This is a genomic window from Pseudarthrobacter sp. PvP004, from assembly GCF_017876035.1.
GTDB classification, from domain to species: Bacteria; Actinomycetota; Actinomycetes; order Actinomycetales; family Micrococcaceae; genus Arthrobacter; species Arthrobacter aurescens_A.
Genome location: NZ_JAGINL010000001.1, coordinates 834,352 through 860,368, shown reverse-complemented (window position 1 = coordinate 860,368; position 26,017 = coordinate 834,352). Strand labels below are relative to the sequence as shown.

28 protein-coding genes are annotated in these 26,017 nt (G+C 62.2%); 7 read left to right on the top strand and 21 right to left on the bottom strand.

Annotation, left to right across the window (positions count from 1 at the left end):
• Positions 1–5 precede the first annotated feature (5 nt).
• From J3A64_RS23935 to J3A64_RS03885, 5 genes are all read right to left on the bottom strand, one after another.
• Positions 6–212, bottom strand: coding sequence for a DUF4395 family protein (locus J3A64_RS23935; RefSeq protein WP_307807161.1), 207 nt, complete (start codon positions 210–212; stop codon positions 6–8).
• Positions 213–460: 248 nt separating this feature from the next.
• Entirely contained in the window at positions 461–1,471 is a 1,011-nt protein-coding gene (locus tag J3A64_RS03900; RefSeq protein WP_210063664.1) for an exonuclease domain-containing protein, read from the bottom strand.
• A gap of 95 nt (positions 1,472–1,566) precedes the next feature.
• Positions 1,567–2,253 carry a hypothetical protein gene (locus tag J3A64_RS03895; RefSeq protein ID WP_011775228.1) on the bottom strand — a complete coding sequence of 229 codons (687 nt, stop codon included), beginning with the start codon at positions 2,251–2,253 and terminating at the stop codon, positions 1,567–1,569.
• Positions 2,250–3,188, bottom strand: a complete 939-nt coding sequence (locus tag J3A64_RS03890; RefSeq protein ID WP_014922153.1) for an ABC transporter ATP-binding protein — start codon at positions 3,186–3,188, stop codon at positions 2,250–2,252. Before J3A64_RS03890 ends, J3A64_RS03895 begins: the two co-directional genes overlap by 4 nt.
• Positions 3,185–3,586 (bottom strand): GntR family transcriptional regulator, encoded by a 402-nt coding sequence (locus tag J3A64_RS03885; RefSeq protein WP_197533143.1) that lies wholly within the window; start codon positions 3,584–3,586, stop codon positions 3,185–3,187. Before J3A64_RS03885 ends, J3A64_RS03890 begins: the two co-directional genes overlap by 4 nt.
• A 130-nt stretch (positions 3,587–3,716) precedes the next feature.
• Here J3A64_RS03885 and J3A64_RS03880 point away from each other — a divergent pair, with 130 nt between their 5' ends.
• Positions 3,717–4,478, top strand: coding sequence for a DedA family protein (locus J3A64_RS03880; protein ID WP_187329962.1), 762 nt, complete (start codon positions 3,717–3,719; stop codon positions 4,476–4,478).
• Between the two features lie 71 nt (positions 4,479–4,549).
• Here J3A64_RS03880 and rdgB read toward each other — a convergent pair whose 3' ends face one another.
• From rdgB to clpS, 6 genes are all read right to left on the bottom strand, one after another.
• On the bottom strand, positions 4,550–5,212 hold the full coding sequence (gene rdgB, locus J3A64_RS03875; RefSeq protein ID WP_210063663.1) for an RdgB/HAM1 family non-canonical purine NTP pyrophosphatase: 663 nt from the start codon (positions 5,210–5,212) through the stop codon (positions 4,550–4,552).
• The gene (gene rph / locus J3A64_RS03870; RefSeq protein WP_011775233.1) at positions 5,209–5,967 is read right to left on the bottom strand and encodes a ribonuclease PH; all 759 of its coding nucleotides are present in this window, start codon (positions 5,965–5,967) and stop codon (positions 5,209–5,211) included. Before rph ends, rdgB begins: the two co-directional genes overlap by 4 nt.
• A 55-nt stretch (positions 5,968–6,022) precedes the next feature.
• Positions 6,023–6,820, bottom strand: coding sequence for an MBL fold metallo-hydrolase (locus J3A64_RS03865; RefSeq protein WP_011775234.1), 798 nt, complete (start codon positions 6,818–6,820; stop codon positions 6,023–6,025).
• Positions 6,817–7,887, bottom strand: coding sequence for a glutamate racemase (murI, locus tag J3A64_RS03860; RefSeq protein ID WP_210063662.1), 1,071 nt, complete (start codon positions 7,885–7,887; stop codon positions 6,817–6,819). Before murI ends, J3A64_RS03865 begins: the two co-directional genes overlap by 4 nt.
• A 64-nt stretch (positions 7,888–7,951) precedes the next feature.
• Positions 7,952–8,518 (bottom strand): DUF2017 domain-containing protein, encoded by a 567-nt coding sequence (locus J3A64_RS03855; RefSeq protein WP_011775236.1) that lies wholly within the window; start codon positions 8,516–8,518, stop codon positions 7,952–7,954.
• Positions 8,511–8,873, bottom strand: coding sequence for an ATP-dependent Clp protease adapter ClpS (gene clpS, locus J3A64_RS03850; RefSeq protein ID WP_011775237.1), 363 nt, complete (start codon positions 8,871–8,873; stop codon positions 8,511–8,513). Before clpS ends, J3A64_RS03855 begins: the two co-directional genes overlap by 8 nt.
• A gap of 37 nt (positions 8,874–8,910) precedes the next feature.
• Here clpS and J3A64_RS03845 point away from each other — a divergent pair, with 37 nt between their 5' ends.
• Together J3A64_RS03845 and J3A64_RS03840 are read left to right on the top strand one after the other, a co-directional pair.
• Positions 8,911–10,239 (top strand): nicotinate phosphoribosyltransferase, encoded by a 1,329-nt coding sequence (locus tag J3A64_RS03845; RefSeq protein ID WP_011775238.1) that lies wholly within the window; start codon positions 8,911–8,913, stop codon positions 10,237–10,239.
• On the top strand, positions 10,239–10,865 hold the full coding sequence (locus J3A64_RS03840) for an isochorismatase family protein (RefSeq protein ID WP_210063661.1): 627 nt from the start codon (positions 10,239–10,241) through the stop codon (positions 10,863–10,865). Before J3A64_RS03845 ends, J3A64_RS03840 begins: the two co-directional genes overlap by 1 nt.
• A gap of 77 nt (positions 10,866–10,942) precedes the next feature.
• On the opposite strand, the gene J3A64_RS03835 is transcribed toward J3A64_RS03840, so the two are convergent.
• The 8 genes from J3A64_RS03835 to J3A64_RS03800 all read right to left on the bottom strand — a co-directional run bounded on the left by J3A64_RS03835 (position 10,943) and on the right by J3A64_RS03800 (position 20,508).
• Complete coding sequence (locus J3A64_RS03835) at positions 10,943–12,718, bottom strand: DEAD/DEAH box helicase (RefSeq protein WP_011775240.1); 1,776 nt, start codon at positions 12,716–12,718, stop codon at positions 10,943–10,945.
• A 112-nt stretch (positions 12,719–12,830) separates the two neighbouring features.
• Entirely contained in the window at positions 12,831–13,169 is a 339-nt protein-coding gene (locus tag J3A64_RS03830) for a DUF3039 domain-containing protein (protein WP_014922159.1), read from the bottom strand.
• Positions 13,170–13,177: 8 nt separating this feature from the next.
• Positions 13,178–13,960 (bottom strand): glucosamine-6-phosphate deaminase, encoded by a 783-nt coding sequence (gene nagB, locus J3A64_RS03825; protein WP_014922160.1) that lies wholly within the window; start codon positions 13,958–13,960, stop codon positions 13,178–13,180.
• An 87-nt stretch (positions 13,961–14,047) separates the two neighbouring features.
• The gene (locus tag J3A64_RS03820) at positions 14,048–15,619 is read right to left on the bottom strand and encodes a transporter (RefSeq protein WP_210063660.1); all 1,572 of its coding nucleotides are present in this window, start codon (positions 15,617–15,619) and stop codon (positions 14,048–14,050) included.
• The gene (locus tag J3A64_RS03815; RefSeq protein WP_286176157.1) at positions 15,601–16,518 is read right to left on the bottom strand and encodes an ABC transporter ATP-binding protein; all 918 of its coding nucleotides are present in this window, start codon (positions 16,516–16,518) and stop codon (positions 15,601–15,603) included. Before J3A64_RS03815 ends, J3A64_RS03820 begins: the two co-directional genes overlap by 19 nt.
• A 41-nt stretch (positions 16,519–16,559) precedes the next feature.
• Complete coding sequence (locus tag J3A64_RS03810; RefSeq protein ID WP_011775245.1) at positions 16,560–17,660, bottom strand: NADH:flavin oxidoreductase/NADH oxidase; 1,101 nt, start codon at positions 17,658–17,660, stop codon at positions 16,560–16,562.
• A complete protein-coding gene (locus J3A64_RS03805; RefSeq protein ID WP_043806169.1) occupies positions 17,660–18,658 on the bottom strand; it encodes a tetratricopeptide repeat protein in 999 nt (332 codons plus the stop codon). The genes J3A64_RS03810 and J3A64_RS03805 overlap by 1 nt, the downstream gene beginning before the upstream one ends.
• A gap of 38 nt (positions 18,659–18,696) precedes the next feature.
• On the bottom strand, positions 18,697–20,508 hold the full coding sequence (locus J3A64_RS03800) for a hypothetical protein (protein WP_014922165.1): 1,812 nt from the start codon (positions 20,506–20,508) through the stop codon (positions 18,697–18,699).
• A 202-nt stretch (positions 20,509–20,710) separates the two neighbouring features.
• On the opposite strand from J3A64_RS03800, the gene J3A64_RS03795 reads away from it, so the two are divergent.
• On the top strand, positions 20,711–22,003 hold the full coding sequence (locus J3A64_RS03795) for an AI-2E family transporter (RefSeq protein WP_011775248.1): 1,293 nt from the start codon (positions 20,711–20,713) through the stop codon (positions 22,001–22,003).
• Between the two features lie 240 nt (positions 22,004–22,243).
• Here J3A64_RS03795 and J3A64_RS03790 read toward each other — a convergent pair whose 3' ends face one another.
• Positions 22,244–23,038 carry an alpha/beta hydrolase gene (locus tag J3A64_RS03790; protein WP_210063658.1) on the bottom strand — a complete coding sequence of 265 codons (795 nt, stop codon included), beginning with the start codon at positions 23,036–23,038 and terminating at the stop codon, positions 22,244–22,246.
• 19 nt (positions 23,039–23,057) lie between these two features.
• On the bottom strand, positions 23,058–23,402 hold the full coding sequence (locus J3A64_RS03785; RefSeq protein ID WP_014922167.1) for a hypothetical protein: 345 nt from the start codon (positions 23,400–23,402) through the stop codon (positions 23,058–23,060).
• 57 nt (positions 23,403–23,459) lie between these two features.
• Here J3A64_RS03785 and nucS point away from each other — a divergent pair, with 57 nt between their 5' ends.
• From nucS to J3A64_RS03770, 3 genes are all read left to right on the top strand, one after another.
• Entirely contained in the window at positions 23,460–24,155 is a 696-nt protein-coding gene (nucS, locus tag J3A64_RS03780; protein ID WP_014922168.1) for an endonuclease NucS, read from the top strand.
• A gap of 47 nt (positions 24,156–24,202) precedes the next feature.
• Complete coding sequence (locus J3A64_RS03775) at positions 24,203–25,447, top strand: N-acetylglucosamine-6-phosphate deacetylase (protein WP_210063657.1); 1,245 nt, start codon at positions 24,203–24,205, stop codon at positions 25,445–25,447.
• Positions 25,448–25,732: 285 nt separating this feature from the next.
• Positions 25,733–25,936, top strand: coding sequence for a cold-shock protein (locus J3A64_RS03770; protein ID WP_017199737.1), 204 nt, complete (start codon positions 25,733–25,735; stop codon positions 25,934–25,936).
• Positions 25,937–26,017 lie beyond the last annotated feature (81 nt).

Here is a 26,017-nt window from a genome sequence, read left to right as displayed (position 1 = left end):
CACCGCTACGTCCGGCGAAGCGTGACGTTGTTGCGGGCCTCGCACACGGCTTCATGGATAAGGCCGCTGCGCTGCAGAAAGCCAAAAATTGCGCAGCCCAGGCAAAAGCCCGCAAATGCCTCCAGCGAAGCCGCCACGATCAGCAGCGCCAGCAGTATCCAAGCGGCGGGCTGGAAAGCGGTGAAAAACAGCACGACGGCGGCACTCGTCAAGGCGGCCCCGATGCCTTGGGCGAAACGCTTGGGAGGACGGGCAACGAGCTTGGCGTGCCCGATCCGGGGCCAGCACCTTGACGGACAGCACTGCGAGCGGTGAGAGACCACAACCAGCCTGGCGGTGATCCGTGCAGCATTATTCGTTCACCGGGTTCGGGAAGGCGAAGACGGCCCGCCAATCCACCCCGCCGTGTGTGGCAGCACCGGCAGGCGGAGGCTGAGGGTTTGGGGAAGGGCCGGCCAGGTCATGCCCCGCCCACCATCTGCAGGAATTCGCCCTCGGAGACAACCTCGATTTGTTGGCCCTTGGCGTGAAGTTCCAAGACCCGTTTGGCTTTGCCGGTCAGGCGTCCGGCGCGAAGGTCGCCTGCCACGAAGCCATCACCGACAATCAGCACGGTGGTCCGTGCTGTGACCCGGCTTTCCGGGCGGGCACCCATATCCGCGGCCCGTGACTTCGCCTCCGGCCTGGTGATGGCGAGGTCGCCCGTGAACACCACGGTCTGGCCGAAGAGCGGATGTCCAGGTTCGGCAGCGGGGTTCGGCAAGGGGTTGGGCCCCTCCTCCGGCCACGCCGCGAAACCGCTGGGGACGCCCATGGCTCGTCCCAGTGTTCGTTCGGCTGAGCTGCCGGTCCTGGCCGCGAGCGCGGACATGGTCGCTTTGGAGAGACCATGCGCGGGATCGAAGGCCGGCTGCTTCGGCAGGTTGAGGCCCAGTGATAGATAGAGTTCGGCGATGCTGTTGGCGTTGTTGCGGCGGGCGATGTCCACCAGGATGCCGGCGCAGGCGCGTGCGTCTTCTGCGGCGTCGTGGTGGTTCACCAAGGGAACTCCGGCTTCCTCGGCTGCGTAAGGCAAGGAATTGGACACCAGTGAGTAGCAGCGGCGGGACAGCATCACGGTGCACACGTAGTCGTAGGCTGGTCCGGCAAGACCAGAGACTTCCAGGCCTGAACGGATCACGCCAAGGTCGAAGGCTGCATTGTGCGCTGCGAGTACATCGTCCCCGATGAACGCACCGATTTCCGGGAACAGTTCCCCGAACCTCGGGCGTCCGGCGACGTCTTCGGCACGGATGCCGTGAATTCGCGTGTTGTGGAATTCGAAGTGATCGTGGTTCTCGGGTGGGCGCATCAGCCAGGAGGCTTCCTCCACCACAACGCCACCGCGGACTTTACTGAGGCCTACCGAACACGGCGACCCCCGGAAGCCGTTGGCTGTTTCAAAGTCGATCGCCGTAAAGTCCAATGCCACTGGACAAGATTACAGCCGGTAAAGGCCGCCCCAGCCGATTTCCGCGGCGGGGCGGCCCTTCCGGCCTGCTTTGTGGTGAACGCTACATTCGGCGCTTATGGGGTTGCCCTGCGAAGGGTCGCGTAGGAGCCGACTGCGAGAACGACGCACAGCAGCGCGGCCCACCCGCTGATGGTTAGCGGTGTTTGCTGGGCAAACCAGCTTCCAACGTGCCCCCACCACTCAAGCAATGTTGTGAGGGCTGCGAAGCCTATCAACGCCAAGGCGGTTCCCAGGGTGGAGATCAGGGTGCCCGTGGTTCCCCAGCGCTTGAATATGGTGGCGAACCAGAATCCAATGATGAACATGAACATCATCAGTACGAAGAAGAACGCCGCGGTGGAGTACCAGGGACCATCCGTTACCCATGGGATGTTGAAGAAGTAGCCGTAGATGCCCCAGCCTGTGGTTGCCCTTTCAATGACACCACCGAGCAGGTAGAGCGCTGTCATCCCGAGTGCGATGAGGGAGAAGAGACCCAGAGTTCCCAGGTAGAACGCCCTGCGGCTGATGCTCAGGCCCTGGGAGAACGGGAACACCAAGGTCATGCTTTGGATTCCGAGAACCAGGAAATACCACAGGGGCGCTTGGCTTCCGCCACCGTTTTTGCCCTCGGTGACGGGGATGAGTGCGAAGATGGCGAGCGACATCAGGAAGGCTGCCGCCAGGATGGTCAACGGCCATCCGATGTACGTCCATTTATTGATCAGTTGCATTCGGGCAACTGCCAGGGTCCTGCTCATCGCCTTGCCTCCAACGTGTCGTCGGCGAGTTCTTCTGTTCTCGACGCGGGTCCGGGTACTCCCGAGCCCGCCATGGTTTTGCGGACCACCAACTGCTGCAGGGAAACGGGCGACAATTCGAGACCAAGCTCTTGGGCCACGCCACGTTCGCTGCTGCTGAGCGCCTCGTCCACTGTCACGGACGCCAGGGAGCCCAACGTTTCGCGGTGCAGAATCCTGCGGCCGGTCAGGAAAGCGTCCACTTTTTCCACGGAACCTGAAACGGTGACAGCCGAACCGCGGATTTCTTCGGCGTCGGCGTCCATGATGATCCGTCCCCGGTCAATCACCACAACATGTTCCAGGAGGTTTGCTACCTCGTCGATCAGGTGGGACGACAGGATGATGGTGCGCGGGTGCTCTGCATAGTCCTCCACGAGGCGGTCGTAGAACAACTGGCGGGCTACTGCGTCGAGCCCCAGATACGGCTCATCGAAGAATGTCAGTTCTGCTCGGGACGCCAGTCCGATGATGACTCCCACGGCAGACAACTGGCCGCGGGAGAGTTTCTTGATCCGCCTCTTGACGGGAAGCTGGAAGTCCTCGGCCAGGCGGTCCGCGAAGTCCTGGTCCCAGTTTTTGTAGAAGAGCGCAGCCGAGCGGAAGGCGTGCTGCGGCTGGAAGTCCTCCGGATATTTCTGCGATTCACGGATGAAGCAGATCCGGGACAGGACGGCGTCGTTCTCGTAAGCGTTGGCGCCAAAAACCAGGGCTTCACCGGAGGTGGCGAAAGCCTGGGCCGTAAGGATGGACATCAGCGTTGTCTTGCCGGCACCGTTGCGTCCCAACAGGCCGTAGATTCGGTTTGCCGAGAGGCTGAGGGTGACGTTGTCCAGTGCGTTGACGTCTTTGTAGTGCTTGACCAGGTTACGGGCCTCGACGATGGTCTCGTTCACAGGGCCGCGCTCCTTTCTTTATCGGTCCCGGGTTCCGGGGCAAGCCCCGAGCTTCGTTCAATCATGGTGTTCAGCTGCTCGGCCGAGATGCCCAGTTTCCGGGCTTCCAATGTCAGCGGCTTGACGTACTGTTCGAAGAACTCTTCAGTGCGGCGCGCAACCAGCTGGGCACGGGCCCCTGTAGCGACGAACATCCCTATCCCCCTGCGTTTGTAGAGAATTCCTGAATCCACCAGCACATTGACGCCCTTGGCGGCAGTCGCCGGGTTGATGCGGTGGAAAGCTGCGAACTCGTTGGTGGAGGGCACCTGCGATTCCTCGGCCATGCTGCCGTCCACGATTCCGTTTTCGATGAGTTCGGCGATCTGCATGAAGATCGGTTTGCTGTCATCGATCATGAGCACCACCGCCTTACTGGTTCATTACTCATGTAACTAACCATACAACCGGTGAACCAGGAGTCAATCGGCTCACCGGAAAAACACGACGACGGCCGTCAAGTAGGCTTGATGGGTGATCTTTACTGCGATAAGCGACCTTGCCGTATCCACTTTCGGGGGCGCGGGCCCGGTACAGCCGCCTATGGCTTCGTTCCTGCCGGACTGGCTGAACCCCGACGTCTTCCTCCGCGATTCACCTTTGGGACCGTGGGTGGTCCTTCTGGTCTGCGCCATTGTGTTCGCAGAAACAGGCCTCCTTGTGGGGTTCTTCCTGCCCGGTGACTCGATGCTGTTCACGGCGGGGCTCCTGGTCTCCACCGGGGCTATCGAGTTCAACCTCTGGGCCATGTGCGCCATGATCATCGTGGCTGCCATCATCGGCAACCAGACCGGTTATCTCATAGGATCCAAGGCCGGCCCGGCCATCTTCAACAAGCCCGACTCCAGGCTTTTCAAAAAGGAGAACGTGGAGAGCGCCCATGCGTTCTTCGAAAAGCACGGCGGCAAAGCCTTGATACTGGCACGGTTCGTTCCCATCATCCGCACCTTCGTGCCGGTGATCGTGGGCGTGGCTCAGATGGACAAGCGCAAGTTCTTCCTCTTCAACGTCATCGGCGCCGTCCTTTGGGGCGGCGGTGTTACCCTGCTCGGCGCATGGCTTGGCCAGTTCGAGTGGGTTGGAAACAACATCGACATTATCTTCATCGTCATCGTTCTGATCTCGGTCATCCCCATCTTCATTGAGATCGGCCGTGGATTCATGGCAAAGCGCAGGGCCGCTGCCGAAGGCACGGACCCCGTGGAGGAATTCATCGAGGAACACGAGGGCGGCAAGCACGGCGAGCACTAAGGCTCCTGGAACCCCTGAAACGCGAAAGGCACCCCGCAGCAGCGGGGTGCCTTTTCACGTACAGGAGCAAGCTACGCGGCGTCTGGCCCGGACAACGCCGATACGATGGCGGGCAACAAAGCACGGAACGCCTGTCCGCGGTGGCTGATGGCGTTCTTTTCTGCGGGGCTAAGCTCGGCACAGCTCCGATCCATTCCGGCGGGTTGCAGCACGGGGTCGTAGCCGAAACCACCCTCGCCGCGGGGTTCACGCAGCAACGTCCCTTCCAACTGGCCATACTCCACGGTCTCGTGGGCAATGCCGTCGGGACCCGGGACCGCCAAGGCAGCAGCGCATACGAACGCAGCTCCGCGGAAAGCGTCCGGAACATCGGAGAGCTGTGCCAGCAACAGGTTCAGATTGCCGATGTCATCACCATGCGTGCCGGACCAGCGTGCCGAGAAGATACCCGGAGCCCCGCCCAGGACATCAACGGCCAATCCCGAGTCGTCGGCGATGGCCACCAGGCCGGTCGCCTCCGCCACCGCCCTGGCCTTGAGGAGGGAGTTCTCAGCAAAGGTGACACCGGTTTCGGCAACATCCGGGGCACCTGCCGCAGCGGCGTCCACCACCTGGGTATCGACGTCGAGCCCTGGCACCTGGCCCCGCAGCAGTTCCCGGAGTTCCTTCAGCTTGCCCTTGTTGTGTGTTGCCAGGACGAGGCGTGGAGCCTCAGAGGCCTGTGCGCTGCTCACGGTGCTTCGGCCAGCGTCTCACGCTGGATGGCGGACAGCTGCGTGGTGCCGAGGAGTGCGAGGTCCAAGAGGGCGTTGAGCTCGTCGCGATCGAACGGAGCGCCTTCTGCGGTGCCCTGAACTTCCACGAACTTGCCCGAACCGGTCACCACAACGTTCATGTCCGTCTCCGCACGAACGTCCTCCACATACGGAAGATCCAGCATCGGGACGCCGTCAATGATGCCCACGGAGACCGCTGCAATGGTATCCACCAGGGGCTCCGCGTTGCGTGCAATGAGCTTGTTCTCACGTGCAAAGCGGATAGCTTCCGCCAGCGCCACGTAAGCGCCGGTGATCGCGGCGGTGCGCGTGCCGCCGTCGGCCTGCAGGACGTCGCAGTCCAGAACGATCGTGTTTTCGCCCAGTGCCTTGGTGTCGATGATGGAGCGCAGCGAGCGGCCAATGAGGCGCGAGATCTCATGCGTGCGCCCACCGATCTTGCCCTTGACCGACTCGCGGTCGGAACGGGTGTTCGTGGCACGGGGAAGCATGGCGTACTCGGCCGTGACCCATCCGCGGCCTTCGCCCTTGAGCCAGCGGGGCACACCCTCGGTCAGGGAAGCGGTGCACAGAACCCGGGTGTTGCCGAATTCGATCAGTGCCGAGCCCTCGGCCTGCTTCGACCAGCCGCGGGTGATGCTGATGGGTCGCAGTTGATCGGGGGTCCGGCCATCGGCGCGGATGACGGGAGTGGCTGTAGCTTCAGAAGTCATGGTTCAAGCTTAGCCAAGCTGAAGGCACCACCCCGACGCGGGGTAAGGTGCGAGGCTAGATCGTGTAGTGGACTCCGGCGACGGCGACTGCAACGTCACCGGTGAAGACCGGCTTGGCCTCGGACAACACCTTGGTCTGGGAGGTCCACACCGGGATGTGTGTCAGGAGGAGGCGTTTGGCACCGGCATTCATGGCAGCCTCACCTGCACGCTTGCCCGTAAGGTGGACGTCCTTGATGCCGTCATCCCTGCCTTCCTCGAATGCCGCCTCGCACAGGAACAAGTCCGAGCCCCTCGCGGCGTCCTCGAGCCCCTGGCAGGAATCCGTGTCCCCGGAGTACGTCAGGATCCTGGTAACGGGAACGCCGTCCTTGCCCGGTTCCGTGGCAGTAACGCGCAAGGCGTAAGCCTCCTCGACGGGGTGGTTGACCGCGAAAGGGGTCACAGTGAAGGGACCCACCGTGACCGGCTTGAGCTCGGTCCAGTTGGTGAAGTCGAATTCCTCGTGCATGCCGGGGTCGAGGTCCAGCCCGTAGGCGGTGGCCATTCTGTCCGCAGTAGCCGCAGGACCCCACACTGGCAGGCGATCCCGGCCCCAGCCGCCCGGCTTCCAACGAACCGCGACGTGGAGGCCGCAGAGGTCCATGCAGTGATCAGGGTGCAAGTGCGTGAGGAAGATCGCATCGATGTCTTCCAGATCCGTATAGCGCTGGATGGCGCCCAAAGCTCCGCTGCCCAGGTCCATCACGATCTTCCACTCGCGCTCACCGTCGTGCGCTGTCACCAGATAGCACGACGCCGGCGAACCAGGACCGGGGAACGAGCCCGTGCAACCTACGATGGTCAGTTTCACAGGCCACGTCCCATGGTGGTGCGAGCTTCGCCGGTGAGGGTGTCCTCCGGCTGGACGAAGTACGAGCGGCGGGACAGCCCTGCTCCCGAACGTGCGGCTTCCAGCATCTCCGGAGTGATGCGGGCCAGGCTGCCTGTGGGGTACTGGGCCGCGACGTGATCCACGTGCTTCACGGAGAGGACTTCCGGCCCCAGGAAGCGGCGGGCCAGGGTCTCGAACTGCGTGGCATCACCCGTGGCTACGAATTCGTGGCTCGGCGCCTGTGCCTCCGTCCGCTGGATGCCGTGGTTGGCCAAAGCACGGTAGACATCCTTGGCCGTCTCCTCAGCGCTGGAAACCAGGGTGACGTCCTCGCCCATGACGAAAGAAATCACGCCTGTCAGCAGCGGGTAGTGGGTGCAGCCCAGGACAACAGTGTCCACGCCGGCGGACTTGAGGGGCTCCAGGTATTCATTGGCAGCAGCCAGGAGGTCGGGACCGGTGGTGATTCCCGCCTCCACGAAGTTCACGAACGCCGGGCAAGCCACGGAAGTGATGGTGAGGTCCGGCGCGGCGGCAAACGTATCCTCATAAGCTCTGGACCCCACAGTGGCCGAGGTTCCGATCACGCCGATCTTGCCGGAGCGGGTAGCAGAGACTGCACGCCGGACTGCCGGCTGGATAACCTCGATGACCGGGATGCCATAACGGGCCGTGTAGCGTTCCCTCGCATCACGGAGCACAGCGGCGGATGCCGAATTGCAGGCAATGGTCAGCAACTTCACGCCTGAATCCACCAGTTCGTCCATGACGCCCAGCGCGTTGGCACGGACTTCGGCTATGGGCAGTGGACCATAGGGGCCATTAGCGGTGTCGCCGACGTAAAGAATCGATTCGTTGGGGAGTTGATCGATGATGGAACGTGCCACCGTCAACCCGCCCACGCCTGAATCAAAAATGCCGATCGGACGTGCCCCTATGAGTTCCCCGTTGCTGGTGGGGGTGCTGCTGCCCAACGCGCCGCTTGGTGAACCCGATGCTGAAGTCATAATTATTCGAGAATAAGGCTTCCCGTGGTGTCCGGCCATTAACTGTGTTCTCCGCCTCGTGTCTGATTTGTCACAGAGCTGAAGCAGCAACCCGCCATCCGGATCAGGATTTCGCCTGCCTTGCGGCCATCATTGCCTGCACCAAGGACTCCTGGAGCCACGTCGTGAAGTTGTAGACGAGGGCCAAGTAACTCTCCACATCCTCCGCCTGGCTCCAGTCCTGCATGCTGTGGATGTGCTCTGCATCCGCTTCATCGCGGATGTCCAGGCGTTCGGCCAGGACAAGCCGGACGTCGTTCAGCGCCATCGACCACCGCTTGGCATCCTCCGGCGTCAGAACAAGCTCGTTTTTGTCCAGGCCCAAAGCTGCAGCCCTCAAGGCACCAATTTTGCTCTCCCGAACAGAGCGTTCGGTGAGCTGGCGGAACTCCAGCGAGCCCTCGTCGTCGTCCTTCATGACGTTCGGCAACAGGCGCAGCAGGGCGCGGTCGTTGGGCTTCTTGACGTCCATGTCCAGGCCGATCAGCGCCGCCAGCGGGTCTTCGTTCTCCCGAACGTCCGATTCCAACATGGAAATGACGTCGTCCAGCAACCCGCGCAGGAGGTCACGCTCCGCGGGCTCCAGGTATCCGCTGATGCCTTTGAGTCCGTATTTGAATGCCTTAGCCACGCTGGCGGCCGCCCTTTCCGGGTGTTTCGTTGCCGCTCGCGGCCTTCTCCACAGTGGCCCACAGACCGAAACCGTGCATGGCCACCGCGTGCTGCTCCACTTGTTCCTTGCTGCCATGGGCCACAATGGACCGGCCCTTCTTATGGACCTCCATCATGAGCTTGTGGGCTTTGGACTCGGAGTAGCCGAAGTAACTCTGGAACACATAGCTCACATAGCTCATCAGGTTCACGGGATCATTCCAGATCACAAGGTTCCACGGGATATCAGGGGCTGTCAGGACATCGGTGGACGACTGCTCTGCAGCTTTCGTCCTCTCATCAATGTCCGTGCCATACGCAACGCTAGGGCTCATCTGTCCATTCTATGGCGGCTCGCACTAGAGTGAATTCGTGAGTAGAGCCTCGTCGTGGGACCACCCCGCAACTTCCTTGTACACAGACCACTACGAACTGACCATGCTTCAGGCAGCCTTGCATTCGGGCGCCGCGCACCGCCGCTCGGTGTTCGAGGCATTCGCCCGGCGGCTGCCGGACGGCCGCCGCTATGGCGTAGTGGGCGGCACAGGCCGCCTCTTGGAGGGCATCGCAGACTTCCGTTTCGGCGACGCCGAGCTCGCGTTCCTTGAGCTAAACAAAGTGGTCAACCAGGAAACCCTGGACTACTTGGCCGACTACAAATTCAGCGGCGACATCTGGGGTTACGCCGAGGGTGACGCCTATTTCCCCAACTCCCCCATCCTCATCGTCGAATCAACGTTCGCCGAGGCCTGCATCCTGGAAACGTTCATCCTGTCAGTCCTCAACCACGACAGCGCCATTGCTTCCGCGGCCTCAAGGATGACCTCAGCGGCCGGCACACGCCCGTGCATCGAAATGGGCTCCAGGCGTACCCAGGAAGAATCAGCGACGGCGGCGGCCCGCGCCGCCGTGATTGCCGGCTTCGCCAGCACCTCCAACCTGGAAGCCGGCCGGCGCTACGGCATCAAAACCGTCGGCACAGCCGCACACTCCTTCACCCTCCTGCACGACACCGAACGGGAGGCCTTCGAGGCACAGATCGCAGCGTTCGGTCCAGGCACCTCGCTGCTGGTGGATACCTACGACGTCGAGACGGCGGTGCGTACCGCCGTCGAACTGGCCGGTGACAAACTCGGCGCAGTCCGGCTGGATTCGGGCGACCTCATTGCGCAGGCGCAGTGGGTACGGCAAATGCTGGATGACCTCGGCAACGTCAACACCCGCATCGTGGTCACCTCGGACCTCGACGAATTCGCCATCGCAGCGCTCCAGTCGGCGCCGGTTGACTCCTACGGTGTTGGTACGTCCCTGGTCACCGGATCCGGGGCACCCACCGCGAGCATGGTCTACAAGCTGGTCAGCCGCACCAACGACGCCGGCGAGTTCATTTCAGTTGCCAAGGCAGCCAAGAACAAGGCGAGTGTTGGTGGACGCAAATACGCCCTCCGCAAGCTCAACGAACGCGGCCGGGCCACCCAGGAGATTGTTGGCATCGGTCACCGCCCGGAAGATGACGGCAATGACCGCGTCCTGCTCCACCAATTCGTCAAGAACGGCGAGGTGCTGCCCGGATGGACCGGACCGGAAGGCGTCATCCGTGCCCGTGAACGGCACGCAGCCACCATGGCAGAGCTGCCCGCCGTCGTGAACCGCTTGCAGCGTGGCGAAGCTGCCATCCCCACCATCTACGAGGAGAACTGATGTCCAGGGCCCTGATCATCGTCGATGTACAAAATGACTTCTGCGAAGGCGGAACGCTCGCCGTCGAAGGAGGAGCCGCGGTAGCCGGTGCCATCACGGAGTATGTAGACGCCAACCAGCAACACTTCGATCACATCGTTGCCACCCAGGACTGGCACATCGAGCCCGGCGAGCACTTTTCGGATGACCCGGACATGGTTGATTCCTGGCCTCCGCACTGCAGGGCCAGGAGCAAAGGTGCCGAACTCCACGAAGACCTTGATCCCGAGTACATCCAGGCCTACTTCCGCAAAGGGCAGTTCACCGCTGCCTACTCCGGATTCGAGGGCGTCCTGGCTCCTGAGGACGATGTCCCCACCGGTGACCTCAAAGCAGGCACCACCCTAACTGAAGTCCTCGATGAAGACGCGATCGGGCTTGACGACTGGCTGCAAAGCCACGACGTCGAGGAAGTGGTGGTAGTGGGGCTCGCAACGGACTACTGCGTCAAGGCCACGGCACTGGATGCTGTGCAGGCCGGTTACACCACCACGGTCATCGCTGAACTCACGGCCGGAATCGCCGAAGACCTCACCGACGCCTACGACGAAATGGAAGCCGCCGGCGTCGAGGTTGAACGCGACTGAAGCTGAAACGGCTGGAAACACGGGAGGGCGCCGCAACCGCGGCGCCCTCCCGTGTTTACTGCTGAAATTCGAACCAGCTACTTCCTGCCGATGAACCAATCCTGGAGCTTGCGCAGGCGGGCCTGCAACTGTTCCTCGTTCGCTTGGGCAACAGCGGGACCGCCGCACACTTCACGCAGCTTGGTATGAACCACTCCATGCGGCGTGCCGGTGCGGGCGGACCAGGCCGCCACGTTCTTGGCCAGCTCGTTGCGCAGGTCCATCAGCATGCGGTGGTCGGGAACCGCGGGCGAAGCCGCAGCTGCCAAGGGCGACTGGCGCTTCTTTCGTGACTGCTGTTCGTGCTGGCGCTGACGCAAGAGCGTACCTACTTGCTCGGCGTCAAGAAGCCCCGGAATTCCCAGGAAGTCCAACTCTTCATCCGAACCGATATCCGCACCTGTGCCGAACTCGCCGCCGTCAAAAAGGACCCGGTCAAAAGAGGCCTGGGAATCCAAGGCTTCGAACTTGCCCTTGGTGAGCTCGTCCGAGGCCTTGTCCTCGCGGTTGGCCTCCGCCATGAGGTTTTCTTCCGGGTTGAAAAGGCCGTCCTCGTCTTTTTCGGGGCGGTCCAACGCGTGATCGCGTTCGGCCTCCATGGTGTTGGCGAGCACCATCAGCGGAGGTACGGAGGGCAGGAAGACCGACGCCGTCTCGCCCCTCTTGCGGGCACGCACAAAGCGCCCCACGGCCTGGGCAAAGAACAGCGGCGTTGACGTTGAGGTGGCATACACGCCCACGGAGAGACGTGGAACGTCCACGCCTTCGGACACCATGCGGACAGCCACCATCCAGCGCTGGTCCCCAGCGGAGAATTCCTCGATCTTGCTGGAAGCCTTGGAATCATCGGAAAGAATCACAGTGGGCGACTGGCCCGTAATCTTCTTCAGCTGACCGGCATAGGCGCGGGCGTCATCGTGATCCGTGGCAATCACCAGGCCACCGGCGTCCGGAACCGTCCGCCGAACCTCGCCGAGCCGTTTGTCCGCAGCTGCAAGCACGGCTGGGATCCACTCGCCGGTGGGGTTCAAAGCAGTTCGCCAAGCCTGCGAGGTGATGTCCTTCGTGACGGCAGCCTCGCCCAGCGACGCCGCCATTTCATCTCCGGCACTTGTCCGCCAGCGCATCTGGCCGGAATAGGCCATGAACAGCACAGGACGCACCACATGGTCCCGCAGGGCGTTGCCATAACCGTAGGTGTAGTCGGCCTTGGAACGGCGAATACCGTCGCGGTCCTCGGCGTACTCAACGAAAGGAATCGGCGACGTGTCCGAACGGAAGGGTGTACCTGTCAAGGACAAGCGCCGCGCAGCAGGATCAAAGGCCTCGCGCAGGCCGTCACCCCACGAGAGAGCCTCGCCGCCGTGGTGGATTTCGTCGAGGATCACCAAGGTGCGGGCAGCTTCAGTCTTCGCGCGGTGCAGCATGGGCTTGCTCGCCACCTGCGCATATGTGACCGCGACACCCACGAACCCGCGGCCGTGTTGGCCGTCTGAGTTCTTGAAGTTTGGATCAATGGCGACGCCCACTTTTGCTGCGGCGTCCGCCCACTGCCGCTTCAAGTGGTCAGTGGGCGCCACAATGGTGATGCGGTTGACCACCCCGCTGTCCAGCAGGGTGGTGGCGATGCGCAGCGCGAAAGTGGTCTTACCAGCGCCGGGCGTTGCCACAGCGAGGAAGTCCTTTGGATTGCGGGTCATGTAGAGGTCAAGCGCCTCCTGCTGCCACGCACGGAGTTTGGGCGCCGTACCCCAGGCAGCACGCTCCGGGTACGCCGGAGGCAGCGATGGTCCGCCAAAAAGTGTTTCTGTCATGCTGACTCCCCCGGCCTGATGGCAGCGACCACGATCGCCGGCTTTCCGGGCACGCCAAAGCGGACCGAAAGACTGTGATGATCAGTGTGGGCCGGTGTTCTCTTCCCACCCACTACTTGGAGTTGCCCGGGCCGCCGTTTTTTCCACCGTCGTTACCGGGGCGGAGGCCTTCGTAAATCTCCTTGCACTCCGGGCAGACCGGGAACTTCTGGGGATCGCGCCCCGGCGTCCAGACTTTACCGCACAGGGCAATGACGGGCTCGCCGGTCAGGGCCGACTCCATGATCTTTTCCTTGCGGACGTAGTGCGAAAACCGCTCGCGGTCGCCGGGTTCCACTTCCTGACGCGTTTCCTCACGCTCAATAGTGGAAGTGGACGTTCCGGCTCCGGAAAGCTCGCGCATGGGGTCGTTTTCGAATGGATCCGGAGGAAGCGTAGTCATGCCAAACATCTTACCGTCTACAGTCCCTGCCACTCCGGCTTGTTGTCATAGGTGTGCCGATAATAGTCGGCCAATTTCAGCGACGACGCGGCCGCCTCGTCCACCAGAATCGTGGCGTGCGGGTGCATCTGAAGGATGGACGCCGCGCAAATGGCAGCTACCGGGCCCTCCACGAAATCGCGAACCGCCTGGGCTTTCTGGGCACCTGTTGCGACCAACACCACATGCCGGGCATCCATGATGGTCCCGAGGCCCTGTGTGACTACGTGATGGGGAACGTCGTCAATGCTGTCGAAGAACCGGGCGTTGTCCTTGCGGGTCTGCTCGATCAGCGTTTTGATACGTGTACGGGAGGCCAAGGAAGATCCGGGCTCATTAAAACCGATATGCCCGTCCGTGCCGACGCCCAGAATCTGGAGATCCACTCCGCCCACGGCCTTGATGGCATCTTCATAGCTTTGGCACGCTGCCTCAAGGTCCGCGGCCGCACCATCCGGTCCGTGGACATTCTCCGGCTTGATATTGACCCGATTGGTGAACTCGCGCCGAATCACCTCGCGGTAAGACTCGGGATGTCCTGCTTCGAGCCCGACATACTCATCCAAAGCGAAACCGTGTGCTTGACTGAAGTCCAATCCCCCGGCTTCGTAGCGGCTTGCCAGTTCGTCGTAGATAGGCAGCGGAGACGAGCCCGTGGCCAAGCCCAGGACCGCGTTGGGCTTACGGCGCACCAGTGCCTCGATGGCGTCGGCTGCCAGCGCACCGATTTGCTTGGTGCCAGGGAGAATGACAACTTCCATCGTCACGGCCTTTCGTAGTTATGGTCTTCGAGCTAATTCACAATGAGGTTATCCCATGTCCCACCTTAGGGCACGGTTATTACGGGGCTAGCGGTTCACGCTGAGTTGGGCGAACATTTCCGGACCCCGCGCGTCCAACCATTTTCCACCGAGGCGCACACCAACCACGAACAAGATGACGCCCAGTAAAGGACCGACGGCCAGGTTGATCCATCCGGCCTCGGGGCCCCCGCTGAACGCTTGGACAGCCACCAGTGCAAGCTCCGGAACGAGCAGGAGCGCCAAGAGGCCCATGCCAACGGCCTGGACTGCCAGCGTCTGGGCGACATTTCCCGGAGGCTTCTTGAAAGGACTGTCCCCCGGCAACGGCACGGCGATGTTGTAGCGGGCCGACATCACGGATGAGAGTCCCAAGCCGGTGAAGAGCGTTCCCAGCGACAAGCCCAAAAGGTTGGGCAGCCATTGCCAATCACCAGTGACGAAGAGTGGCCCTATGGTGAACACCAGCACCACTGGAAGTGAGATCGCCAAGCATGCCAAAGCCCGTCCCAGGCGATCGTCAATGCCCCGGACTCCCGCCGCGAGGTGAAGGGCAAAAGCGGTGTTGTCATACGAGACGTCGGCGCAAATGGACCACGCCATCATGAACGCGGTCAACGGCCCCAAAAGCATCAGCAGACCATAGCTGCCACTCTGTGATCCGCTGAAGAAAAAGAGAACGGGGAACAACGGAACAATCACCAGGGATGCCGCGTACCTCGGATCCTTCATCCAATAGATTAAGGACCGGGCAGCAACTGCGCCCGCAGGCGTCCCGGGGAGTACGCCGAACAATCCGAGTTTTCCGCCCTTCCTTGCCGAGCCTCCGGAGTACGGAGGGGTCACCAGGGCTCGCTGCAGCAGAAGATGCCAGCACAGGAGGAGGCCGGCGATGGTTGCCGCCGAGATCAGAAACTTGAGCGCCGCGGCGCCCACGTTGCCGGACTCAAGGTCGCCACCCAGAGACCACGCCGCACCTAGCGGCGTCCAGGACACAGTGCGGGCCAACACGGGCAGGTAGTCGGCGCTGCCGCGAACCCCGTCCACGATTCCCACCATGATGGGCCCCAACAGCATCAGCGGAATGAAGACGATGATGCTGCTGACGTCTTTGAAGCGTCGCGAAGAGGCAAGGCCGGCCGTCGCCGTCGTAACCACCTTGGACAAAACTACGCACGTAAGGGCCGCCAGGATGGCACCCAACAAAGCACCCGCTACGGCCGGAACACTGCGCCACCAGGTACCCACCGTGCCCAAGGCGGCGAGCAAGGTGGCGATGCCCGGAATGCCAATGAACCCTGCCAACGCAAGCCCCGCCAGGAGCTGCCTCGGCGGAATAGCGAACGTCGTAAAACGAGCGGGATCCAAAGTCATGTCAGCCGCGGAAGCGACGAGGGGAATTATGGCCCACCCCAGCACAGTGGCTGCACCGCCCAGCACCACAGCGGTATGGGCAATCTCAGCGTCAACCCAGCGCAGCGCAATGAGTCCGCCGATCAAGAGTGACAGGACGCCCAGTGCATACAGCAAGCCGAGGGCCATGCCCACCAACTGCCACGGGCTGCGTTTGAATCCGTTAAGAAGCAGGCGCCACTTCAGGTTTAGAAGGTGCGCAACCATTCCAGCCCCTCCGTCCGGTGTCCGCCGCCCACCAACTGCACAAACCGTTCTTCCAAGGTGGAGCCGTTCCGGACCTCATCCACGGATCCTGCCGCCAGCACCCGCCCGCCCGCGACCACGGCGACGTGGCTGCACATGCGCTGCACAAGGTCCATGACATGGCTGGACACAATGACGGTGCCGCCGGAGGAGACGTAACTCTCCAAAATGCCCCTGATGTTGGCAGCCGAAACAGGATCCACCGATTCAAAAGGCTCATCCAGGACGAGGAGCCGGGGTGCATGGATAAGTGCGGACGCAAGGGCGATCTTCTTGGTCATACCTGCCGAGTAGTCAACAACCAACGTACCGGCGTCTGCTTCAAGATCAAGGGCAGCCAGCAATTCAGAAACCCTTGAGCCCACCACGTCACGGTCCATTCCGCGGAGCAACCCCGAATAGGTGACTAATTGTTCGCCCGTCAGCCTGTCGAACAAGCGCACGCCATCCGGCAGGACGCCCATGAGCTTCTTAGCCTCCAAGGGCTGCTTCCAGACGTCCACGCCGTGAACCAGGGCCGTGCCAAAATCGGGCCGCAGCAGGCCAGTAGCCATGGACAGCGTGGTGGTCTTGCCGGCACCATTGGGACCAACCATCCCGTAGAACGAACCCGCAGGTACCTCCAGGCTCACGCCATCGACGGCGATCTTCTCGCCGAATCGCTTGGCCAAGCCCCGGATGGAAAGTGCAGCCAACGGCGTACCCTCCGCAGAACCTTTGGAAGGCAACAGGAGGTTGCCAACCCCCGGCTGGTCGACGTGCTGCGTTTCGGGAGCCAGCGGCGTTGCCGGGGATTGTGGCGCAGCGGACGCTTGTGGCGGCGCGGACGTGGGCGTGGGTTCATGGCGTGGTTCCGTCATGAACACAGCCTAACCTTTGCCAACACTAACCTGAGGAGCTCCTAGAAGCCGTGGCGGGGGACGGCCCGCTGATACTGCGGAACCCAAGGAATATCATGGCCTAGTTCGTAGGCTGCCCTGAGCCACCAGTGCGGATCCCGCAACGCGGCCCTGGCCATGAAAACGGCATCCGCCCTTCCGTTGGCCACAATGTCCTCCGCCTGCGCGGCACTCGTGAGCAAACCCACCGCGCCGGTGGGAACACCGGCGTCGTTCTTCACACGGTGGGCGAAACCTGCCTGATAACCGGGCACAGCCCTGATCTGCTGATGCGCTACTGCGCCGCCGCTGGAAACGTCCACCAGATCAACGCCACGTTCGGCAGCGGCGCGGGCCAGACGAACAGAAGCGTCAGGATCAACGCCGCCCTCCGCCCAATCAGACGCTGAGATACGGAGCAGGAGGGGCATGGAGTCGGGAATGGCATCCCTGACCGCATCCACCACGGTGAGCATCAGCCGGTTCCGTCCCTCCTCGTTTCCGCCCCAGCCATCGGTCCGGGTGTTGATGAGGGGGCTTTGAAACTGGTGCAGCAGGTAGCCATGAGCTCCGTGGATCTCCACAGTGTCAAAGCCCACTGCCACGGCGCGACTCGCAGCGGCAGCGAAGTCAGCCACCACGCCGTGGATATCCTCTTCACTCATAACGTGCGGCGCAGCATAGCCATCAAACGGATCGCCGGTAGGTCCCACGGTGACCCATCCGCCGTCGGACTCCGGAACTGAGCCGGAGCGATCCGAAAACGGCCAATACGTAGATGCCTTGCGCCCCGCGTGGGCGAGTTGCGCCCCTATCTTGCAGTCGACGGCGGCATGCCGGTGCACGAACGCCACTATCCGTTCCCATCCGGCAGCCTGCTCATCTGAGTACAGCCCGGCGTCCAGCGGGCTGATCCGGCCTGCCGCGTTCACCGCCGCTGCCTCACTCAGGATCAACGCGGCGCCGCCGGCGGCAAAAGAGCCCAAGTGCATCAAGTGCCAGTCATTCGGGACGCCTTCCCCGGTCTCCGGATGGCAACTGTACTGGCACATCGGCGATACCCAACCACGGTGCGGGACGCTAAGAGAGCGCAGCTGAAGCGGTGTGAACAGCGCGGATGTCACTAGAAGAGAACCCTCGCGAGCCCCTGACGGGCCTTTGCCACCCGTTGGTCCTGGGTGCCCACAACCTCAAAAAGCTCAAGAAGGCGCAGGCGGGCAGTCTCACGCTCGGGGCCGAAGTTCCTGCCAATGAACGTGATGATGCGGTTGAACGCGTCCTCGATGTGACCGCCGGAAATGTCCAGGTCGGCCACATCCAACTGGGCCTGGACGTTGTCCGGCTCTTTCGCGGCGAGGTCGCGGAGGCTTTCAGCCTCGGGTGCAGAGAGTTTTTCCAAGCGTGCCATCAGCTCCACCTGGGCAAGGCCGGCCTTGGCGTCCGTGTCTGCCGGCTGCTCGAGGAGCGCCTGCTTGTAAGCTGCGGCTGCTGCGGCATAGTCTCCGGCTTCGATCGCGTCAATGGCGGCCTGGTGAAGTGGAGGCAGTGGTGCCGGTTCGGTGTCCTCGCCCGGCGCCGCGTCACCTATGCTGCCTGTTACCCCGTTGGCTGCAGCAACCTTAAGAAGTTCCTCCACAAGGCTTCGGATCTGCTCGTCATCAGCGGGCCCTTGGAAAAGCGGAACGGGCTGTCCCTTAACCACAGCAACGGCTGTGGGGACGGCCTGGACCTGGAAAGCCTGCGCCAGCTGCGGGAAAGCGTCCACATCAGCGGCTGCAAGCACCAGACGGCCACCGTAGCCTTCAACAACGCGCTCTGCTGCGTCGAGGACGGCGGGTGACTCGGGCGCATAGCGCGACCAAAGAAGGAAGAGCACGGGGATCTGCGCAGACAGCTGCACCAGATCCTGGAAATTTGATTCGGTTGCATCCACCCGAAGTGGAGCTTGGCCGGTTTCGCCTGCTGGGGGCGTGCCGTTCTCAGGCGTTTCGCCCTGCCCCGAAACAGGAGCGGCAGGCACCGGCGGGGCGGCCGGGCGGCGCAGCGACGACAGGTCAACGGCACCGCGAAGATTGAGCTGGCTGGCAGCGGCTGGAGTGGGTCGGTATCCGGGCGAACTCATACCGTCCACTCTAGCCGCTGCCCTGCCATGGATATGCCTTACTTGAAGCTGGCCCCCACCAGCCCGCGGGTTGCGGCCACGAGCTTCATGGGATCGGCAGAACCTGCCGGCGGAATGTATACGGCCACGGATTCGGCGAAGTTCAGTACCATGCCCGTCGTGGTTTCCTTTCCACCGGCGAAGACCGCAGAATCATCCTCAAGAAGAAGCTTGTCGCCTGCCGCCTTGGGCGTACCTTCGAAGGCGAAGTCCAAACGTCCCACAACCAGGGCACCGCCATCGGCTGTCCGCAGCACCACGGTCTGATTGGTGACCGGCGTGTGCGTGAACTTGAAGTTGGCGCTGGTTCCGTTCTTCACGGTGTCCGCCTGATAGGCCAGTGCGCCCGCGATGTACGGGGAAGACTGTCCATCGGCCAGCTTGCTTCGGTTGGCCGACTCAGGGTTGGTCAGCATCTCGCTCAGGATTTCCAAGGCCTCGTTACCGCTGTAGGCCAAGCCCGTGCTGTCACTCGCCGGTACAGACTCGGTACCCTTGCGCGGAATCGGGAAGGAAGGGAAGTTGGTGCCAGGCTGAAGCGGCGCACTGCCCCACAGCTTGTAGTTTTCACGAGGAGAAAGCTGCACGAGGGTCAGGACCTGGGGCACCACGTTTCCTTCGCCCTCCGTGAGGGCGAATACCGTACGGGGCCAGTCGCGCTTGGTGCTGATAACGCTGCTCTGAAGCTTAGTGGCGCGGACCGGCATGCGCGGCTCGTAGGCGGAGACCGTGGACCGGATCTTGTAGTTCTGCGTCCGGATCTGAAGTTCCATCTTGTCTACCCGGGGAGCCAGTTTTGCTGCGTCCTTGGCGGCATCCGCTGCATCCACCGTGCTGGCTACCTGCTCGAGGATCCTCTGCAGCTGGGATTCCAGCATGACAGGGGTCCCACCGTCGGCAGTAGCTGCAGCAGAGGACGTTGAGGTGGCCTCAGGCGTCGTGGTGGCTTGGGCGGCGATGGCCGTGCCGCCCACCATGACCGCTGCCAGCGTGGCAGCGAGTGCGGTGATCCGGAGGGTCGGACCTTCGGTGCCGGCACCACGACCACGGCCTTCGTCACCCGCAGGTGACTGAACCGTTGGGGACTGTACCGTGTGCGACTGATCCTTGGGCGACTGATCCTTGGGCGACTGGACAGGCAGCGTGGTGGTCTCTCCGCCGTCGCGCGGCTCGTCGTCGTCGCCTTCGTTGCGGCGGTTACTGAGCGCTTTGGCGATGAACGGCAAGGCCGCTCCCACCAGGATGATGACGATGCCCAGAACAATCAGCGGCACTGCCCATGGGGTGGTGGCGTTGTTCGGGAACGTCATGGAAATCGACGACGGCGCAGGCTGGGTACCGTCGCCGGCTACCAGCAGGGACCACTCACCATCAGCGGGAGGGTTCCATGTGTAGTCCAGCTCGCCGCTGGCGTCCTCGGTGCTGACCCACAAATCGGATCCAGCAGGGGAAGGCGCAGTGGCTTCGCCGTCCGCAGAGGAAACCTCCAGTGACTTCTGGTCCGCGGAGACACCGGTCAACGTGTTGTGGGCAGTCTCGCCAACCCAGGCTTCGACGTCGTCCGGGCGTCCCGTGGCAACGATGAAGTTGCCTTCACCCTGGATCTTGATCTTCACCGGCCCGTCGTGGAGGGCGATCAACTTTTGGTCGATCACGGTCAGCGGGGCAGCTTTGGTATCGCTGGGAACCGAGGCCGTTACGGTCTCGGAGGGGGCCCAAAAAGTCAGCTGGCCAATACCGGCCAGCATCGTCAGCAGGCCCAGCAGCACCAGCAAGGCTGCAGTCTTCAAACGCACAGGATCACCTATCATCAGCGGTCGTTGAACTTCAAGGGTAACCGTTTTGTTATCAAAGAGTCAGATCGAGGTGATCTCCCCGACATCCCGAAAAGCCCGTCACCGCGCCGATGCAGCGCCATTCCGCGCTCCTGATAGTGTGGCGATGATCATGACATAAGGGCCTTCAAACGCCTATGTCCACCCTGTACCACCACTGAAAAGGCAGCTAAACCGCGTGAAAGACCACATGGAGCCCCGTCCCGTCGATGAGCCCGGGTCAAGTGCGGTGAGTGGACCTTCCGAGGGAACTTCTGCGACCGTCCCGGTCCGGACCGGACGCCTTGCTGCCATCAGCCGCAGACTACTGCGGCCCATCCCCGGAGCACGGGACCGGCTGCGCTTCGAGATGCCCCCTGAAACTGAATCCGAAGAGGGCACCAAAGTTTTCCGGCCCGAAGACGATCACGGCTTCGGCGCCCCGGGCCCGCGGATGTCATCCCAGCACCCCGTTTATGTCGGATTCATGGGTACCGCCGGGGTCGGCATTGCCTTGGCCGTGTTCTACATTGCCAGCAACACCACCCAGCTCATTTTGTGGATCGTGGCCGCACTGTTCATCGCCCTCGGACTTGATCCCGTGGTTCGCTGGCTTGAAAGCCGCAAAGTCCCGCGGCCGGCCGGCATTCTTATTTCCGTCTCAGCGCTTGTCCTGGCAGTGGCAGGCTTCTTCGCAACACTGATACCCACCATCGTTGAACAGGTATCCGAGATCGTGCGACAAGCCCCGGAGTGGATCCGCGGCTTCCTCGACTCAGACTTCTTCCGCAACGCAGACAGCCAATTCGGCGTGCGTGACCGTATCACCACTGAGCTGGACAAGTTCGTCAAGGATCCCGAGGCGATGGGTGGCATCTTCGGCGGCGTGGTCGGTTTCGGTTCCACTGTGGCCAACGGCCTGTTCGGCTCGCTGATCGTCCTGGTCCTGAGCCTGTATTTCCTGGCAGCCCTGCCGTCCATGAAAAAATGGGCTTACCGCCTCGCTCCCCGGTCCCGCCGTCCGCGTGTTGAGGCGCTCTCCGAAGCGATCACCGATTCCGTGGGCAATTACGTCATTGGACAGGTCTGCGTAGCCCTCCTGAATGCTATTTTTGCCTTCATCCTGATGACGATCCTGGGCATACCATTCAGCGTCCTGCTTGCGTTCGTGGTTGCCCTGCTGGCGTTCATCCCCTTGGTAGGCGGCATGATCGCCGCTGTCGTGGTCATCCTGGTGGCACTGACCGCCGGCTGGCAGACAGCCGTGGTCTACGCGATCGCCTACTTCGCCTACCTGCAGTTCGAGGCGTACTTCATCTCACCCCGCATCATGCAGCGCGCTGTGGCGGTTCCGGGGGCCGTGGCCGTGATCTCGGTGATTGCCGGTGGCAGCTTGCTTGGCGTCCTTGGCGCACTGATCGCCATTCCCACAGCAGCAGCGATCATGCTGCTGATGAAGGAAGTCTTCATCGTCCGGCAAGACAGGCACTGAGCCCTCCCCTTCTCTACGAGTTTTCGAACAGATAATGCCCCTAAACGCGATGTTTAGGGGCATTATCTGTAAGCAACTCGGCGGCCGGGCCGGCACTCGCCACCGAGCTAGGCACTCGCCACCGAGCAAGGCACTCGCCACCAGGCTAGGCACTCGCCACCAGGCTAGGCACTCGCCACCAGGCTAGGCACTCGCCACCAGGCTAGGCACTCGCCACCAGGCTAGGCACTCGCCACCAGGCTAGGCACTCGCCACCGACCCCGCCCACTCCCGGGGAAGGCCGGCCGCTCCGGCACCCGCCGGAGTGACGTCGTCGACTATTTCATCCAGGACGCGCGCCGCGTACTTCTCGCCAACCCAGAGGTGCTTGGCGCCGTCGACGCCGACAATCCGGGCCTGCGGCACGAGGCTGAACCGCTGGGCCGCTTCGGCAGGTTGCAGGTAGTCGTCGTGTTCAGGCACGAGGACTGTCAAAGGCTTCCCGGAGGCCGCCCACTCCTTAAGGTGCACGTCTGTGGCGCGGTGCAATGGCGGGGACAGCAGCACAGCTCCCTCAACCTGCGCTGCGACGGGATCCACCGCCCCGTACATCAGGGCAAGTTCGGTTCCGAAGGACCACCCCACGAGCCAGCGGTTGGGCAGGCCGCGTTCTACGGCGAACCTGACTGCAGCTTCAACGTCATAGCGCTCCCCGAGGCCTTCCTCGAACTGGCCGTCGCTGGTGCCGCGCGGCGACGCTGTGCCCCGGGTATTGAAGCGGAGGACAGCAACTCCTGCCAAAGCCGGCAGCCTGTAGGAGGCCTTGCGGTAAACGTGCGAATCCATGAATCCCCCGTGCGTGGGCAGCGGGTGGAGGGTGATCAGCGTGGCGGTGATTTCTCCTGATGCCGGGAGCGCGAGCTCACCCACCAGCACCTTGCCATCCTCAGTGGTGAATTCCACATTCTCGCGCAGGGCAGGGAGGACCGTGGAAGCACGAATTTCCGAGGGCGCTTCCTGCGGGGTGAAAACGAACGAGGCGGGGTCGAAAGTCATGCAATCAAGCCTAAGGGAATCAGCGGTAGCGGTACGTCCGTGAAGTCCAGCAATTGGTGTGCCAGTGCCTGCGCTCAGCCAAGCCCGCGGCCTGGCCGAAGAGATGGCTGTCCGACCACACCACCAAGTGCGCTATTCCGGGCATGATCGCGGTAGAACAACCAGGGCAGATGTATTGCTTCTCTGCTTTCTTGGCCGTCATGGTGCGCACCATCCAGTCCCCATCCGGCGCGCTTTCGCGCCTGGCAATTCCCCCACGCGCACGCTCAAGGTCCAGCTCCGGCGTCGGTTCCGTCCACTTGCCTCCGGTGTTGCCGGAGCGTGTGCTGGACGCGTTGCGACGAGGACGGTTGGAGCGGGGCATGCTTCCATTCTGCCCCAGCCATGCTGTTGCAGATGGTGAGACGGTAATGTGGGGCGGGTGCGACTCGTCATAGCCCGTTGTTCTGTTGATTACGTTGGCCGCCTCAAGGCCCATCTTCCCCTCGCTACCCGGCTCCTGCTGGTCAAAGCTGATGGTTCGGTGCTGGTGCATTCCGACGGCGGCTCCTACAAGCCGCTGAACTGGATGAGCCCCCCTGCGACCCTTCGGGTGACCTCACCGGAGGAGACCGAAGTGGAGGAAGGGGTGGTGGAACAGTGGACTGTTCAGTCCGCCAAAACGGATGATCGCCTCATCATCAACATCTACGAGCAACTGCACGACACCTCGCACGAGCTCGGCACCGATCCCGGCCTGATCAAGGACGGAGTCGAAGCAGATCTTCAAAGGTTGCTGGCCGAGCAAATCGAGCTTCTGGGGTCCGGCTACTCCCTCATACGCCGCGAGTACTTCACAGCCATTGGTCCTGTAGACATTCTGGCCAGGGACGCTGCCGGTGCCACCGTTGCCATTGAGCTGAAACGCCGTGGAGACATCGACGGCGTCGAGCAACTCACCCGGTATCTCGAACTGCTCAACCGCGATCCCCTGCTGGCGCCGGTGCGGGGGATCTTCGCCGCCCAACAAATCAAGCCCCAAGCGAAAGTACTGGCAAACGATCGCGGTATCGATTGCGTCACTCTGGATTATGACGCCATGCGCGGCGTGGACGACAGCGAGTCGCGGCTCTTCTGAATTCCCGTCTTCGAGAGTGTGTGCCGCAGGCCACTAGAATCAGAATCATGACTGCCGCATCCCGTTTTCCCTCCTCCGCTCCAAGCCATCAGATCATCAGAGGAACGCTTGTCAGCGACGGCGAGGTGGTGGAAGACGGCCTGGTTGCCGTGGACGGGGACCGGATCGCCTATGCGGGACCGGCCAATGGTTTCGATCCCGAAGAATTCGAAGGGTTTCAGAGCGCAATCCGTTTGGGAATTCCCAGCGGAAGCTATCTCTTCCCCGGCCTTGTGGACGTTCACTGCCACGGCGGCAACGGTGGCGATTTCCCCAGCGGCGAAGAAGCCTCGGCGCGCAAGGCTGTGGAGTTTCTGCATCGGTCCGGAACCACGACGTTCCTTGCAAGCATGGTCACCGCTCCACGGGCCGACCTCCTCCGCGGCATTGAACTCTACGTGAAGCTCGTGGACGAAGCCCTGGTAGCGGGCATTCACCTTGAAGGCCCTTTCCTTTCCCACGCCCGGTGCGGGGCCCAGAATCCTGATTACTTGCTGGAACCCGACCTTGAGTTGATGGACGAGCTCGTGGGCGCCGCGGCCGGCAAGCTCGCCACCATGACCTATGCGCCAGAGCTTCCGGGAGCATCTGCCTTGGTGGACCTGATGACATCGCATGGCGTCACACCGTCGCTGGGGCACACGGATTGCGACGACGCTACGGCTACGGCGTCGCTGGCTGCCGCCCGCGAGGGGCTCGAGTCAGCAGGGTTCGACGGCGTGAGCTCACTCCCTACGGTCACGCACCTTTTCAATGGGATGCCTCCCCTGCATCACCGCGCCTCTGGTCCCGTTGCTGCGTGTCTGCGCATGGCCCAGGAGGGAAAGGCAGTTGTTGAACTCATCGCAGACGGAACCCACCTGGACCCCAGCACGGTAGCCACCGTCTTCCAGTTGGTGGGAGCCGGGAATATTGTGTTGGTGACGGATTCCATGGCTGCAGCAGGACTAGCCGATGGAAACTACATGCTCGGCCCGTCTCCCGTCACCGTCAGTGGTGGTGTGGCCACACTGGATGCCACAGGATCCATCGCCGGAGGCACCTCCACCCTCCTGGAAGTCGTCAGCAAAACGGTGGCAGCCGGCGTCGCGCTTCCCGATGCGATTTGCTCAGCGACGGCGGTTCCGGCCGCCGTTCTGGGACTTTCCGACGAAATAGGCGGGCTTCGACGGGGCCTGCGAGCCGATGTCGTTGTAACAAACGAGGATCTGGAACTGACGGGCGTAATGCGCAATGGCCAGTGGTTGTCCTAGGTGCACCGGGAAAACGGCCCTGATGAATTCCAGAGGCCGACGTTACCTTCTTTTTACCGAAAATTTTCCTGAATTGCCCAAAACACCGTTGACCTCCGGCATAGCTCGTGAAAGTGTTGTAGCAGTCTTTGTGTAGGTGGTTTTCATGCTCGCAAGACCAGTTGCGAGCGTGAAGCTCCTGCGAATCAATCAAGCCCCGGCTTGGATGGTATTCAGGTCTTCTCGCGGAGTAACAAACCCGGTACGAGGTGTATCGGACTGATGTTCCACAATGAGGAGAAATACATGGCACTGGGAACCGTCAAGTGGTTCAACGCTGAAAAGGGCTTCGGCTTCATCACCCCGGATGACGCGGACGGAGACGTTTTCGTTCACTACTCCGAGATCCAGACCGGTGGCTTCAAGACCCTCGATGAGAACCAGCGCGTTCAGTTCGAGATCGGTCAGGGAGCTAAGGGCCCCCAGGCAACCGGCGTTACGGTGGTCTAGTCTTACCCGTTGACCTTTGCTTGTGGCAGGTCCAACAAACACGCTGACCCTGGCTTTCGAGCCGGGGTCAACGTGTCTTAA

Excerpts from the sequence above, each read along its gene's own strand:
- J3A64_RS03840 (WP_210063661.1), top strand. The coding sequence starts at position 10,239 with ATGTCCAGGGCCCTGATCATCGTCGATGTACAAAATGACTTCTGCGAA.
- J3A64_RS03815 (WP_286176157.1), bottom strand. The coding sequence starts at position 16,518 with ATGACGGAACCACGCCATGAACCCACGCCCACGTCCGCGCCGCCACAA.
- J3A64_RS03785 (WP_014922167.1), bottom strand. The coding sequence starts at position 23,402 with ATGCCCCGCTCCAACCGTCCTCGTCGCAACGCGTCCAGCACACGCTCC.
- J3A64_RS03770 (WP_017199737.1), top strand. The coding sequence starts at position 25,733 with ATGGCACTGGGAACCGTCAAGTGGTTCAACGCTGAAAAGGGCTTCGGC.
- murI (WP_210063662.1), bottom strand. The coding sequence starts at position 7,887 with ATGGCCGGACACCACGGGAAGCCTTATTCTCGAATAATTATGACTTCA.
- J3A64_RS03885 (WP_197533143.1), bottom strand. The coding sequence starts at position 3,586 with ATGATCGATGACAGCAAACCGATCTTCATGCAGATCGCCGAACTCATC.
- J3A64_RS03830 (WP_014922159.1), bottom strand. The coding sequence starts at position 13,169 with ATGTTTGGCATGACTACGCTTCCTCCGGATCCATTCGAAAACGACCCC.
- J3A64_RS03775 (WP_210063657.1), top strand. The coding sequence starts at position 24,203 with ATGACTGCCGCATCCCGTTTTCCCTCCTCCGCTCCAAGCCATCAGATC.
- rph (WP_011775233.1), bottom strand. The coding sequence starts at position 5,967 with ATGACTTCTGAAGCTACAGCCACTCCCGTCATCCGCGCCGATGGCCGG.
- J3A64_RS03805 (WP_043806169.1), bottom strand. The coding sequence starts at position 18,658 with ATGAGTTCGCCCGGATACCGACCCACTCCAGCCGCTGCCAGCCAGCTC.
- nagB (WP_014922160.1), bottom strand. The coding sequence starts at position 13,960 with ATGGAAGTTGTCATTCTCCCTGGCACCAAGCAAATCGGTGCGCTGGCA.
- J3A64_RS03800 (WP_014922165.1), bottom strand. The coding sequence starts at position 20,508 with ATGATAGGTGATCCTGTGCGTTTGAAGACTGCAGCCTTGCTGGTGCTG.
- J3A64_RS03790 (WP_210063658.1), bottom strand. The coding sequence starts at position 23,038 with ATGACTTTCGACCCCGCCTCGTTCGTTTTCACCCCGCAGGAAGCGCCC.
- clpS (WP_011775237.1), bottom strand. The coding sequence starts at position 8,873 with ATGAGCCCTAGCGTTGCGTATGGCACGGACATTGATGAGAGGACGAAA.
- J3A64_RS03835 (WP_011775240.1), bottom strand. The coding sequence starts at position 12,718 with ATGACAGAAACACTTTTTGGCGGACCATCGCTGCCTCCGGCGTACCCG.
- J3A64_RS03820 (WP_210063660.1), bottom strand. The coding sequence starts at position 15,619 with ATGGTTGCGCACCTTCTAAACCTGAAGTGGCGCCTGCTTCTTAACGGA.
- J3A64_RS03895 (WP_011775228.1), bottom strand. The coding sequence starts at position 2,253 with ATGAGCAGGACCCTGGCAGTTGCCCGAATGCAACTGATCAATAAATGG.